This window comes from Shewanella sp. Isolate13 (assembly GCF_022398325.1).
Classification (GTDB): Bacteria; Pseudomonadota; Gammaproteobacteria; order Enterobacterales; family Shewanellaceae; genus Shewanella.
Genome location: NZ_JAKEVD010000029.1, coordinates 49,447 through 62,217, shown reverse-complemented (window position 1 = coordinate 62,217; position 12,771 = coordinate 49,447). Strand labels below are relative to the sequence as shown.

General features: G+C 44.9%; 12 protein-coding genes and 1 rRNA gene. 4 read left to right on the top strand and 9 right to left on the bottom strand.

All coding sequences use genetic code 11. The features are described 5' to 3' along the window. Positions 1–88: 88 nt before the first annotated feature. Positions 89–204: ribosomal RNA gene (gene rrf, locus L1D44_RS16545) — 5S ribosomal RNA — on the top strand. 760 nt (positions 205–964) lie between these two features. Here the strand turns inward: rrf and mutT are convergent. The 9 genes from mutT to nadC all read right to left on the bottom strand — a co-directional run bounded on the left by mutT (position 965) and on the right by nadC (position 9,617). After that, positions 965–1,354, bottom strand: coding sequence for an 8-oxo-dGTP diphosphatase MutT (gene mutT / locus L1D44_RS16540; protein WP_239892408.1), 390 nt, complete (start codon positions 1,352–1,354; stop codon positions 965–967). After that, a complete protein-coding gene (yacG, locus tag L1D44_RS16535; RefSeq protein ID WP_239892406.1) occupies positions 1,354–1,590 on the bottom strand; it encodes a DNA gyrase inhibitor YacG in 237 nt (78 codons plus the stop codon). Before yacG ends, mutT begins: the two co-directional genes overlap by 1 nt. A gap of 60 nt (positions 1,591–1,650) precedes the next feature. Continuing rightward, positions 1,651–2,385: a cell division protein ZapD gene (gene zapD / locus L1D44_RS16530; protein WP_239892404.1), complete on the bottom strand. Its 735-nt coding sequence runs from the start codon at positions 2,383–2,385 to the stop codon at positions 1,651–1,653. A gap of 8 nt (positions 2,386–2,393) precedes the next feature. Continuing rightward, a complete protein-coding gene (coaE, locus tag L1D44_RS16525; RefSeq protein WP_239892402.1) occupies positions 2,394–2,999 on the bottom strand; it encodes a dephospho-CoA kinase in 606 nt (201 codons plus the stop codon). A gap of 29 nt (positions 3,000–3,028) precedes the next feature. Next, positions 3,029–3,940, bottom strand: coding sequence for an A24 family peptidase (locus L1D44_RS16520; RefSeq protein WP_239892400.1), 912 nt, complete (start codon positions 3,938–3,940; stop codon positions 3,029–3,031). Positions 3,941–4,016: 76 nt separating this feature from the next. Then, positions 4,017–5,279, bottom strand: coding sequence for a type II secretion system F family protein (locus tag L1D44_RS16515; protein WP_239892398.1), 1,263 nt, complete (start codon positions 5,277–5,279; stop codon positions 4,017–4,019). A 50-nt stretch (positions 5,280–5,329) separates the two neighbouring features. Then, entirely contained in the window at positions 5,330–7,039 is a 1,710-nt protein-coding gene (gene pilB, locus L1D44_RS16510; RefSeq protein ID WP_239892396.1) for a type IV-A pilus assembly ATPase PilB, read from the bottom strand. A 54-nt stretch (positions 7,040–7,093) separates the two neighbouring features. Continuing rightward, positions 7,094–7,519 carry a prepilin-type N-terminal cleavage/methylation domain-containing protein gene (locus L1D44_RS16505; RefSeq protein WP_275660511.1) on the bottom strand — a complete coding sequence of 142 codons (426 nt, stop codon included), beginning with the start codon at positions 7,517–7,519 and terminating at the stop codon, positions 7,094–7,096. 1,213 nt (positions 7,520–8,732) lie between these two features. Continuing rightward, complete coding sequence (gene nadC / locus L1D44_RS16500; protein ID WP_220767789.1) at positions 8,733–9,617, bottom strand: carboxylating nicotinate-nucleotide diphosphorylase; 885 nt, start codon at positions 9,615–9,617, stop codon at positions 8,733–8,735. 502 nt (positions 9,618–10,119) lie between these two features. Here nadC and ampD point away from each other — a divergent pair. From ampD to pdhR, 3 genes are all read left to right on the top strand, one after another. Further along, positions 10,120–10,662, top strand: coding sequence for a 1,6-anhydro-N-acetylmuramyl-L-alanine amidase AmpD (gene ampD, locus L1D44_RS16495; RefSeq protein ID WP_239892394.1), 543 nt, complete (start codon positions 10,120–10,122; stop codon positions 10,660–10,662). A gap of 64 nt (positions 10,663–10,726) precedes the next feature. Continuing rightward, positions 10,727–11,578 carry a beta-lactamase regulator AmpE gene (gene ampE, locus L1D44_RS16490; RefSeq protein ID WP_239892391.1) on the top strand — a complete coding sequence of 284 codons (852 nt, stop codon included), beginning with the start codon at positions 10,727–10,729 and terminating at the stop codon, positions 11,576–11,578. 355 nt (positions 11,579–11,933) lie between these two features. Then, positions 11,934–12,686 (top strand): pyruvate dehydrogenase complex transcriptional repressor PdhR, encoded by a 753-nt coding sequence (pdhR, locus tag L1D44_RS16485; RefSeq protein ID WP_220767792.1) that lies wholly within the window; start codon positions 11,934–11,936, stop codon positions 12,684–12,686. The last annotated feature ends 85 nt before the right edge of the window (positions 12,687–12,771 follow it).

Here is a 12,771-nt window from a genome sequence, read left to right as displayed (position 1 = left end):
CAAAATTAGAATGAAGCACTTAATGTAGTGTGAACCCAATTTTTAAGACTTGCATCGCGAGTCCAGCTTTTCAAATTTACCAAATTTGTCTGGAAACCATAGAGCTGTGGTCCCACCTGAATCCATTCCGAACTCAGAAGTGAAACACAGTATCGCCGATGGTAGTGTGGGGTCTCCCCATGTGAGAGTAGGTCATTTCCAGGCGCCAAATATACGAAAAGCCCTAGCAAACAACGCTAGGGCTTTTTTCGTATATGCGCTCCGCGAAAAGAACGACTCCCGATGTCGACCCGCCGCTGAGCTTGGCCTGAAACTGCGTCCATGCGTTTCAGGCATTCGGCACTTCCGTGTGCCTTGCCTCCAGCTTCGTAACAAGTTACTCGCGCTACAAAGCCCTTGAATGCGTTGCATCCAGAGCAGGGCTTCTTCGCCCCCATGTGTTCGCTGCGCGAACCGAGGGCGATTATATGCTCCTGCGTTACTCTACCTCCTATATCCATATAGTCGTGCATAATCGACACTTCCACCGTCCATAGTGGTCGTAGGGGGGAGAAGTTGCGCTTATCAAGCGAAGCTTGATGCATGGTCTGGTAGAAAATTGTTCCTGTCATTTTCGACATTCCCCACATCCATGTGGGTCAACGCGGATAGCTTGTGGCCTACAGGATGTAGGGAATGCCATTTATGCAGGACTGCATATAAATGGTCTCGAAGCTGGCCATTTATAGGCGCTAAATTAAGTGAAGAAGCCCCCCCACTTTATATGAGAAGAGTCGGTGGCTTTTGTGTACAGGAGGTACTTATCCTTGAACGCCAAGGATGACGTAGGAGAGGATTTGTACAGGAAGTGCTTATCCTTGAACACCAAGGATGGCGTAGGAGAGGATTTGTAAGGACGTCTGTAAGTAACAGGAAGACTAGAAGAGCCACTTTTGTGGCTCATGGATGTTCGTAAGAGAGGCTGTTAGCTGAGGATTTTATTTAGGATAGCGTTATTCGCTTCGGGGAAATCGTAGTGCCTAAGTTGCTCTATTTTAACCCATTCGATCTCTTGGCCTTCAACTCCTGTAGCTTGACCACTGAAATTTGTTACCCAATGAACATCAAGAAACACCTTCTTATCGCCGTAATCATGGTGAATTTCCATGAGGGGATACGTGTTTACAACATCTAGATTAACTTCTTCTTTTAGCTCTCTTATAAGCGCTTCAGATGTCGTTTCTGTATCTTCTATCTTACCCCCTGGAAATTCCCATTTACCTCCTTGATGGAGATGCTGTGGGCGCTTAGCGATGAGAATTTGTTCATTAGAGTCTTGGATTACACCGACTGCAACATGGATCTGTTTGGTCATCAGTTCTTATCATCGTTATAAGGGGATTCATCGAGGAAAAAGTCAGCTTCATCATAACCGAGCTGATCTAACATTTCAGGATCGAATTCAGGCTTGACGGGAATGGCATTTTTCTCTGAGGCCCAGTCGCCTAGGTCAATAAGCTTACAGCGCTCGCTACAAAAGGGCTTAAATTCAGATTCTGCATTCCATGTAACTGGCGTTTGACAGGTGGGGCATTTAACGGTTAAAGACATAGTGGGCCTTGTCAGATGTTTTGCTGATGGTTACAAAGTGTATTAGCAGATTTTAAAGTGTTAGGGGCAGGTTGCCAACTCGAATTCAACGGTTTGGTCTGAGTGCTTTTGCTGATCAAACTGGACAAAGTGTATAGCGTAGCGATTTCTATGGCCGCTAATCGTTGGATAGCATCCTAGATCGGCTGAGAGTTTTACTCGTATTAAAGACAGGGCCTGTTCACTATTACCTTGGTAGAAGCCACCGGAGGCCTGCTTAACTTGATACTCTGTTGTCTGCCTAGTTAAGTCTAGAAGTAGCTTGACTGGTGATAATAAGCTTGCGAAATGGCTTACCCAGTCTTGATATTCCGCTTGACGATCTTCCCACGGTTTAGCCAGCCAATAGTGTAGTTGTGGTAGATCGAAATTGCAGCTTGCGCCAGGCATATTAAACCTTTGTCTGAGGGCTGTTAAGAAACGGTCCTGCTTGAGTTGGTGGCCAGCTCTCTGTGCTACCTGCAGTACATCTCTAGCTGCGGACAGTTTTGATATATACAGCTCAATTTGCTCGTCATTTATGGAGGGTAGTGATTGCCATTTCGATAACGCAAATAGCTGCCTATCTAAGTCTTTGAGCACTTCTCCTCTATAGTCGCAGCGTTCTGAGAGTTCGCATAGGGAAAATAGGGGGTAAAAACAGCGGTGTTGGTGATCATGATCTAGGTTAGCCTGCAGCTGCTGAGCTAAATACTCAAGGCGTAAGTAGCTACGGATTTTTTCATTTAGAGGCTGTTCGTAGATCAGTTCAGTCATGGCGTTATTCAAGAATTACTGGATAATTTTAAATAAAAGTTATGTAGTGCTTCTACCTTGCACTTTAACGCCGATATCTTTCCTTGATTGTCTATGACATCATCAGCTTTTGACAGTTTCTCAGCTCTTGAAGCTTGACTGCCTATTATATTTTTAACTTGCTGCGCGGTAACACTATCCCTGCACATGGTTCGCTGTTGTTGGAGCTCTGGTGAAATATCCACCAAAAGCGTCCGATCTACTAAGCTATCTAACCCATTCTCAAATAGCAAGGGCACAACCATAATTACATAATTTGATTGCGCTTGCTCACATTGCTTCAGCATGGTTTCACGTATTAATGGGTGGAGCAGTCCGTTTAGCCATACGCGCTCTGTATCGTCTTGGAAAATCCGTTCTCTTAGCTTTGCTCTATCTAGGTTGCCATCATCTAATAAGATATCATCGCCAAAATGTTGGGCAATTTGAGCTAGACCATACGAGCCCTTCATGACAACGTCTCTGGCAATCACATCTGCATCGACAAGCGTTATGCCTAGCTCTGCAAACAGATTGGCTACAGTCGTTTTTCCACTGCCAATACCACCCGTTAATCCAACAATATAATCAGCCATCGTTTTTCCTTTTATTGTCTGTATGGCCTTTATAAGGTCGATAGGTACCAGTTTGTTATGCTTTCACCCCAGATCATGGCAATCCAGCCAGCCGCTGCAATGTAAGGACCAAAAGGAATAGGGTTACCATGGTTTAATTTCTTGAACACTATGAGTGCGATACCCACTATGGCGCCAACCAGAGATGATAGTAAGATTATTAGGGGCAATACTTGCCAACCGAACCAGGCACCAAAAACGGCTAACAGCTTAAAGTCGCCGTAGCCCATACCTTCTTTGCCTGTTAATAGTTTAAACAGCCAAAATACGCTCCATAAACTCAGATAACCTGCAGCAGCGCCAATTAAGGCATCGGATGTGGTTGCAAAAGTGCCACCTAAGTTGATGATAAGACCCAGCCATAACAGAGGCAGAGTGAGCTGATCGGGTAGTAGCATCTCATCTAGGTCTATGCCGGTTAAGGCGATAAGGCTGAAGGTGAGGATTGTGGTTAGCGCAAACTCTAACGTAGGACCAAAGTGCCAAGCTAAAAATGCGACTAATGCGCCAGTGATAAACTCCACGATAGGATAACGGGCAGAGATTTTAGTGCTACATGCGGCGCACTTACCTTTTAGCATCAACCAGCCTAGAATCGGGAGATTGTGGATAGCCTTAATATTGGCCTTGCACTTGGGGCAGGCCGAGCCCGGAACAACGATATTGTACTTCTCTGGGAACGCATCGATAGGGGCTTCGAGTTGCTTTTTGTTGCTATCAAACACCTCTTTCTTGTACTCGCTGAGGTAATGATTACACTCTTGCTGCCATTCGCGTTTCATCATGACCGGCATGCGGTGAATCACAACGTTCAAAAAGCTACCAATCACGGCGGCAAAGATAAAGCTTAATGCAATAAACAGCCAAGGAGTCTGGCTAAAAACAGAAATAAGTTCAGTCATTATTTTTCTTAAATTTTAAAAAGCGGCCAAGAGCGTTTAGGCCGCTAAAGTGAATACTGTGGTGATTCTCGGTTTATTATCCTACAACATTACCCATTTCAAAAATAGGCAGATACATACCGACGATGAGTCCGCCTACCACAGTGCCGATAACCACCATCATAATAGGTTCGATAAGGCTAGATAAGCCATCGACCGCATCATCGACCTGCATTTCATAGATATTGGCCACCTTATTGAGCATGTTATCCAATGAGCCAGACTCTTCGCCGATCATCACCATCTGGATCAGCATATCGGGGAATAGGCCTGTGGTGCGCATGGCGACATTCATCTGCATGCCCGACATCACTTCAGTGCGGATTTTCAGAACGGCTTTACGATAGACTGCGTTGCCAGAGGCTCCTGCTGCAGACTCTAGGCCGTCAATTAAGGGAACGCCAGCAGCAAAGGTGGTTGCCAGAGTTCGCGCAAAGCGTGCCATGGCACCTTTATGTAAAATATCGCCGATAGCAGGGATCTTCAGTACAAATTCATCAACTCTATCCCTAAACTTTTGTGAGTTAAGGTGGGCGCGTCTGAAGCTCCAAACGGCGACTATAATCGCAATGACGAAGATATACCAAGATGCCTGCAGCCAACGGGATATACCGATAATTAATTGAGTGAATGCAGGAAGCTCGGCGCCGAAGCCGTTAAAAATCTCTTCGAATTGGGGAACCACAAAAAGTAGCAGTAACGAGGTAACCAATATGGCAACGACAACGACGGCAGCAGGATAAAACATCGCCTTTTTAATCTTTGACTTCAGTGCTTCGGCTTTCTCTCGGTAGGTGGCGATACGGTCAAATACCGCGTCGAGTGAGCCTGAGTGTTCACCAGCGGCAACAAGATCGACATAGAGATCGTCGAAATATTGTCTGTGAGGGCGCAGCGAATCGGAGAGTGGAATACCCGATTGTACGTCGTTAACTACGGTTGCCAGCAGCTCACGCATTTTAGGCTTCTCGTGTCCTTTGCCCAAGAGTTCGAGTGTTGTCACAATAGGTACGCCAGCCGCCAGCATGGTTGCAATTTGGCGGGTAACCATGGCGATATCCATGGGTTTTATTTTCTTTTCTGACTTAAACAGCGGAGCGGCTTTTTTGCGAACTGTTTTTGGAGTGACGCCTTGTGCCTTAAGCTGAGCACGGATCTCGGCGCTAGAGACGCCTCTCAGCTCACCCGATGTGCGTCCACCATCGCGGTTTGTGCCTTTCCATTGATAGGTGACAACCTTAGGTTCCGACTTTTTTTTCTTGGCTTGAGGCGTTTTTGTTTTGATTGCTGCCGTGGCCATAGTGAGTCCTTGTTATTTAGTAGATTCCGTTGTGCATTAATTTAGAAGAGTTAAAAGCTAGTGACGCGATTAATTTCGGCTATGCTAGTAACGCCTTGTATCACCTTTAACAGTCCTGATTCTCGCAAGTCGCGCATGCCTTGCAGTTTTGCTTGTTTCAGAATTTGCAACGAGTTACCGCCTTCCATGATGGTACGGGCGATTTCATCGGACATCTTCATCACTTCATAGATACCGACTCGGCCTTTATAGCCGCCAGAACAGAGGTCGCAACCTACGGGTTTGAAAACGGTAATGCCTGCATCGACCTGCTGTTGATTAAAACCAAGCTTTAGTAGCTCGGCAGCAGGGATCTCTTCTGGCGTTTTGCAAGTTGGGCAGAGGCGTCTAGAGAGTCGCTGGGCAATAATCAGGTTAACCGAACTGGCGATGTTATAGCCGGGTACGCCCATATTGATTAAACGGGTTAGGGTCTCGGCTGCCGAGTTGGTATGTAGGGTGGATAGTACTAAGTGACCCGTTTGCGCCGCCTTGATGGCGATCTCTGCGGTCTCTAAGTCTCGAATTTCACCCACCATGACCACATCGGGGTCTTGACGTAGGAATGAGCGCAGCGCAGAGGCGAAGGTTAAACCTGCCTTTAGGTTAATATGAACTTGGTTCACCCCTTCGAGGTTAATTTCCACCGGATCTTCGGCGGTGGAGATATTGCGCTCTTGGGTGTTGAGAATATTGAGGCCGGTATAAAGTGATACCGTTTTACCCGAGCCAGTAGGCCCTGTAACTAGAATCATCCCTTGAGGCTTGGCGAGCATCTCTTCATACATCAACCGCTGGTCATCTTCATAGCCGAGCTTCTCGATGCCAAGCTGGGCGGAAGAGGAGTCCAAGATACGCATTACTATCTTTTCGCCCCAGATGGTGGGCAGGGTGCTAACACGAAAATCGATAGACTTAGTGCGAGATAGGCGCATCTTAATGCGGCCATCTTGTGGAATACGGCGCTCGGCAATATCCAGTTTTGACATCACCTTTAAGCGTGCCGAGATCCGGCCTGATAAATTTACTGGAGGCTCGGAGACCTCATGTAAGATGCCGTCGATGCGAAAGCGGATGCGGTAACGTTTCTCATAGGGCTCAAAGTGCAGATCCGATGCGCCCTTACGGATGGCATCGGTCAAAATCTTATTAATATAGATGACTATCGGTGCGTCATCTTTACCATCACCAGCCTGTTCTTCATCACGCTTGTCGGTGTCGGTAACTTCGATTCCAGCCAGTGACTCCTCATCGATACCGTCGAGATCCAGCGCGCTGATATCCTCTTCGAGCACGGTTTCCAGTGCCTTAATGAGTTTATCGTCTTCCACCAGTATCGCTTCAGCATGTAACCCAGCGCTGAATTGAAAGTCTTCCAGTGCGGCAATATTCGTGGGATCAGAGGTAGCGATATAGAGGCGATTGCCACGCTTAAATAGCGGCAGGCATTTGTGTTTTTCGATCAGCTTCTTATTGATGAACTCTTCGGGAATTGAGCTGATATCGAATTCATCGAGATCGAGCAGTGGGGTGCCGTACTCTTCATAGCAGAGCTCGGCGATATCCCGTGCTGAGATCAGCTTATTACTGATAACGGTGCTGACGAGGGAAGTTTTATGTTTACGGGAACTGGCAACAGCCGATGCGATCTGCTCTTCGCTAAGTAGGCCTTTGCGAATGAAGAGGGTGGATAAGCCTAGGTGAAGCCCTGTTGTTGGCATGGTAACCTTAATAAAAAGGGGAGGCTACCTCCCCTCATGCTTAGAGTGAAACAATTAACAAAGGTCTGTGCAGTTATCTGTCCAAATCACACGACCTGCGTCATATACGCCAGTAAGAACATATGTGTCACCTACTGCTATTCCGCCAGCAGCAATAGGAGTTACGGTAATTTCACCTTTGGTTGCATCCCATGAGATCCCACTATATGCACCTTTTGTTAGACCTGATACGTCAGATGGTACTCCACCTTTGCCGGCTGCACACTCTGTAGCATCAATACTACCATTTGTTTGTGCGCAAATTTCAACAGCTGTTTTAACTGCTCCACCTGCTGCAACTACACCAGAATAGCGAGCTTTATCTGTGTAAGATTGATAAGCAGGCAATGCGATTGCTGCCAAGATACCGATAATCGCAACTACGATCATCAATTCAATTAGGGTGAAGCCCTTAGCGTTATTCATGTTTGATTTCATCATGCTTTTCATGTCTATCTCCATTAGAAAGCTTTGAATCACGTTTGAACGCAGACTGTTGCTATTCAAATCGCTATTCGTACTGTGTATATCACTGTTTACATCAGTGAATAGTGCTTCAACCCTGCTCGATGCTCCTGCGCTAGCATGTCGCGACTCCTTATACTAATGGTCACAACTAAGGCTGATACTGGCTATTGCCTGAGAGTATCTCGTTTAGCTACTTAGTGACGCATAGTGCGACTTTAGGTATCCGTGTCTATCTTAAATATAAAAAGTTAAATTTAAAGGTCACCCGCCGTTATTGTTAACGTGTTTCATCTTCAGAAAAATTCAGTATTAACAAATTTGTATTACTTTTTTTTAACTGAAGCTTACTCAGTTCTGGTTAATAAATGATCTGTTTCATTTTCGTTAAGCCAAAGCTGTAGTTATATCAATAACGAGTTAACCAAGCCGGCAATCTCGCCTAAGTGCAAGTTAGTACAAAGTTAATAAAAATGGAATAGTGAATTGCCATAAAGTAGCTTTTTAAGTGCTAATTTTTCTAAAAATAAGTAATTGCGGTCGCTTTGGTTATAGCGGTTGTTTGACTGTGTTTAAAATATTGGCACTTATGGTTAAGGTGTCATTTTTTTGATGATCGATTCATGAGCTTTTTATAAAAGCTAATATAAAACCTAATGCCCCTAAATACTCTATGGATATACTGATGCTGCAAGCTGCTATGCGCCGCTTATTTGCATTTAGGCTAGGAGAGGAACAATAAAGGTTAATGCTAATGGGAAACTCAAAGCCGAGTAACTTGTTTGTGAAGCCTGATCAAGGGCTGCAGGATTGACTTAAATGTTAAATTTTGGCGATTGGGTCGTGACGCTAAATAAACTTAAGCTTTGTTTTTATTTTATTAGTTGGGCGCGTGTGATTAGAAAAATATACCTATTTGGTCATTGCGTTAGTTTAACATTTCTTTCTTATCTTGATTAAATATAGAGAGTAAAAGCGTTTTAAACGCATTTCTATTCATTTCGATAATAACGTTATCTGGCAGGTTAATTTGAGAGTGGACGGTAAAGTTTATTTGATGAGCGGGGTATTTGTTGGCAATTTTAGGCGCGACTTTTAAATGCGTTTCTTTAACTAAAAAAAGCCCAAGCGTTTAGCTTAGGCTTTTTGTTGATGATTATCTCATCTTGTCTTGAATGTGGCTGAAGGGTTACTTAAGCCTTAACGATAGATCCAGTGCGCGCACATGCTTGGTCAATGCGCCTACTGAGATATAGTCGACGCCCGTTTTGGCGAAGTTGCCTATGGTCTCAAGGGTTACATCACCGGATACTTCAAGCTTTACGCCAAGCCCTCTGTCTTTGTAACTATTATTCAGTTCGACCGCTTCAAGCATCATGGTGATGTCGAAGTTATCTAGCATGACGATATCAGACTGGGCATCGAGGGCTTGTTTTAATTCGTCAATGCTCTCCACTTCAACTTCGACCAGTTTGTCAGCATGTAGTTCTCTTGCTGTTTGAATGGCCTTGGCGATACCGCCACAGGCCATGATGTGGTTTTCTTTAATTAAAAACGCATCAAAGAGCCCTATACGATGATTTTGCCCACCGCCGCACGTCACTGCATATTTTTGCGCCGTACGCAGACCCGGGATGGTTTTACGGGTATCAAGCAGGCGAGTGTGAGTGCCAGATAAACGATCTACGTAGTGTTTAGTTAACGTGGCGACACCCGATAAGGTTTGGATGAAGTTCATCGCTGTTCGCTCACCGGTGAGGATGGCTCTAGCGGGACCCTCTAGCTCGCAAAGGAGTTGGTTGGGCAGCACTAAGTCACCATCATCAACATGCCAATGTAGGGCGACTTCGCCACCTAATTGATTAAAAACCTGTTCGGCCCAGGCCTTTCCGCAAAAAACGCCCTCTTCACGGGTGATAAGTGTGGCTTGAGCGAGTTTTTCTGCTGGGATCAGTTGTGCGGTAATGTCGGCATCGGATCGTGGTCTAGAGGAGAAGTCCGAATTGGCATCTTGATGACCTAAATCTTCGTCAAGAGCAGATTTGACTGAGAGTCGAATGTCATTTTCAAGCATGTGAGCTGTCCTTTCTTACTGGCTTATACAGGAATATATGAGGCACGCTTTAATAATGGTTTTTATCTTAACATAAAGGGTTATACCAATCAGTATAAGAGTTTGATCTACTCAGAGCGTTTTTTGACAAACTGTTTCAAGGCGAATAGCTGTAATAATGGTTATTCCCTTATAAAAGCTATTCAACGCATAAGTAGGCAGTTAAAAACGCTCCTGAATGGCAAGTTTTAGCGGTTCTGATGTTGTGACTCTTTTTAAACTAGAGTGAGCTTAACTGTAAATTACTATGCTCTTCACTCATTGCTTGCCTCTGAGCCGCTAAATTCTCGCTGAGGGACCAAATGTTTTTACTGATTGGTATTAGGAAAGAGGCTAGCATTATTGCGGTTTATACTCTTGAATTGTTCGCTTTTTTAGGATGATAAAACTCAAAAGAGTGGCTATATTCATAGGGTTAAAACTGCTAAAGTGCGTTTAATATATTAGCTTTGGGATCTCGCTTTTGTCGCTTACTTTACTAGATGGCTGGGTGATTCAGGCTCGATTTTGCCCGTCACCCCATTTTAATCTAAGACCGCTCAATGAAGTGAGCCTGTTGGTGATCCACAATATCAGTCTGCCAGCGGGGTGTTTTGGTGAGCCCTATATCGACCAGTTATTTCAAGGCTGTTTAGACATAGACGCCGATGCAAGTTTTAAAGAGCTGAAGGGGTTAGAGGTCTCAGCCCACTTTCTTATACGGCGAGATGGTGAGTTAGTGCAGTATGTTTCTTGTGATGATCGCGCTTGGCATGCTGGAGTGTCCGAGTTTGACGGTCGGCAAAACTGTAATGACTTCGCCATAGGCATTGAGCTTGAAGGAACAGACGATGTTGCTTATTCAGATGAGCAGTATCAATGCTTAATTGAGCTAACTCATAGCTTATTTAAACATTACCCTGCACTTAATAAGAATAGGGTAACAGGACACAGTGATATAGCGCCTGGGAGAAAAACGGATCCCGGTAGTAGCTTTGATTGGCTGCGATATAAGGCGGCATTCTAGATAGGGTGCCAATGGGAGATGCGGCTTGGGCTTGTGCTGCAGCTAAATAGGAAAGGTGGAAAATATGGCTTTGTTTGCGTTGTTAGTCGCCATTTTGGTCGAGCGGTTAAGGCTGTTGCCAGATGCGTGGCAGTTTGATGCGTTATTAGCTAAGTACCATAAAACATTAATAAACGATGAGCGTGAGCCCACCTTGGGTTCGATGATAGTGGCGATCATCCTGCCTAGTGTTGTGGTTTATATTTTATCTTGGTTGGTTTCAGGTTTACTTTGGGGGGCGGTAAGCGTTGCACTTTGGGTAGCCATTGCTGTTTTGTGCTTCAGTCATAACCCCCAGAGGCAGGCGTTTAAGCGCTATATTCAAGCCGCTTGTCGAGGCGATTCACAAGCTTGTTTTCACTACGCCAAAGCACTGGATCCTAGCCAGAGTCTAAAGTCGGTGGATGAGAAGGATTTAGGTGAGGTAGTTGGTCAAAGCGTTGCTTGGATTAACTACCGTTACTATGGTGCTATTGCCTTATACCTCATAGTGCTAGGCCCTGTTGGGGCTGTGCTTTATTGTAGCGTGCGTTTTTATAGTGAGCAGAGCCATCTTCGTGAGAAGCCATTGCCCTTGGTGGATAATCTACTATTCGTATTAGATTGGTTGCCAAGTCGAATCTTCTCATTTGGTTATGTTTTGAGTGGCCACTTTAGACAAGCTATTGCGGTTTGGCTGCAAAATGCGACTAAGCCCAATCGCTCGGCTAGAAATATCATTACCCATGTTGCAGTCGCAGCAGAAACCTTGCCGGAAGCTTCTTCTGCACCTATCTGTTTGCAATCGACTATTGCACTACTGCAACTGAGTAAACGCAACTTCATCTTGCTGATCACTGTGCTGTCATTAATGACAATACTCGGTGTCGTTAATTAAAGGGTGGTGAGTTAATAGGCAAACAGTCAGGTTGATAATAAAAAATACGCCTTCAAATAATTAGGCAAATTTGTGTGCGGACCACTGAATTAAAGTGGTTCGCACAGTCTCATTTATCGTTAATATTCATCAAAAATCTCTCCATGTTTAATTGCTTATGATAATAATTATCACTGCGCTAATTATCTAATTTGGCACATTGGTCTGACCCCATAGTGAAAAAAATCAGCTATGCTCACACATCGTGCATAGATATGATGTAGATCACTAACTGGACATCCAAAGTGTGATTTGATAAAGTGCGCTCAGTCAATTAAATTGGTAAGACCAATTTACAATAGGAGCTGAGGCCCATATGGCTTATAGCAAAATAAACCAGCCGAAAATATCCGACGTCATTATGGGGCAGTTGGAACAGATGATCTTGGAAGGGAGTATCCAACCAGGTCAGAAGCTTCCTCCCGAACGTGAACTGGCGTTGCAATTTGAAGTCTCCCGACCTTCTTTGCGTGAAGCGATCCAGAAGCTTGAGGCAAAGGGCTTGTTGATGCGTCGTCAAGGCGGCGGAACCTATGTAAAAGAGCAGCTTTGGCAAAGTCTTGCCGATCCAATCGTTGAACTAATGCATTCAGATTCAGAGAGTCAGTATGACTTGCTGGAGTTTCGTCATGCCACAGAAGGCATGATGGCGTACTTTGCTGCGCTTCGTGGTACCGATGCCGATATGCAAAATATCAAGCGCACCATTTTAGAAGTGGAAGCCGCTAAAAACATCGAAGAGCAAGCTAATGCCATTGTGCGTTTTTATCGTGCAGTCGCAGAAGCTTCCCACAACGTGGCTATGTTACACCTAGTATTAAGTTTATCCCCTGTGCTGCATAAGAACGTGGCACAGAACTTAGAGCTTTTAAGCCGACGCGAAGAAGCCTCTACGATGGCCAATGAACATCGGCGAGCACTGCTCGCTGCCATTGTTCGTCGAGACCCTGAAGCGGCACGCGAAGCTTCCAATGAACACTTAAGTTACATTGAAGAAGTGATGTTGTCTGTAAGGGAAGAAGATAGCCGGTTGCAGCGTAGCCTGCGCCGTTTAAAGAGTGGTGTATAAGCTTACTCAACTTGAGGAATAGGCTTGTAACCGAAGTAGATTTAAATCAAATACACTAATAACTGGCAGTAGTTACTTAGGTATT

Bases quoted from the DNA above. Each gene is read 5' to 3' on its own strand.
- L1D44_RS16520 (WP_239892400.1), bottom strand. From the start codon at position 3,940: ATGACTGAACTTATTTCTGTTTTTAGCCAGACTCCTTGGCTGTTTATT.
- mutT (WP_239892408.1), bottom strand. From the start codon at position 1,354: ATGACCAAACAGATCCATGTTGCAGTCGGTGTAATCCAAGACTCTAAT.
- yacG (WP_239892406.1), bottom strand. From the start codon at position 1,590: ATGTCTTTAACCGTTAAATGCCCCACCTGTCAAACGCCAGTTACATGG.
- nadC (WP_220767789.1), bottom strand. From the start codon at position 9,617: ATGCTTGAAAATGACATTCGACTCTCAGTCAAATCTGCTCTTGACGAA.
- L1D44_RS16515 (WP_239892398.1), bottom strand. From the start codon at position 5,279: ATGGCCACGGCAGCAATCAAAACAAAAACGCCTCAAGCCAAGAAAAAA.
- coaE (WP_239892402.1), bottom strand. From the start codon at position 2,999: ATGGCTGATTATATTGTTGGATTAACGGGTGGTATTGGCAGTGGAAAA.
- pilB (WP_239892396.1), bottom strand. From the start codon at position 7,039: ATGCCAACAACAGGGCTTCACCTAGGCTTATCCACCCTCTTCATTCGC.
- ampE (WP_239892391.1), top strand. From the start codon at position 10,727: ATGGCTTTGTTTGCGTTGTTAGTCGCCATTTTGGTCGAGCGGTTAAGG.
- pdhR (WP_220767792.1), top strand. From the start codon at position 11,934: ATGGCTTATAGCAAAATAAACCAGCCGAAAATATCCGACGTCATTATG.
- L1D44_RS16505 (WP_275660511.1), bottom strand. From the start codon at position 7,519: ATGATGAAATCAAACATGAATAACGCTAAGGGCTTCACCCTAATTGAA.
- zapD (WP_239892404.1), bottom strand. From the start codon at position 2,385: ATGACTGAACTGATCTACGAACAGCCTCTAAATGAAAAAATCCGTAGC.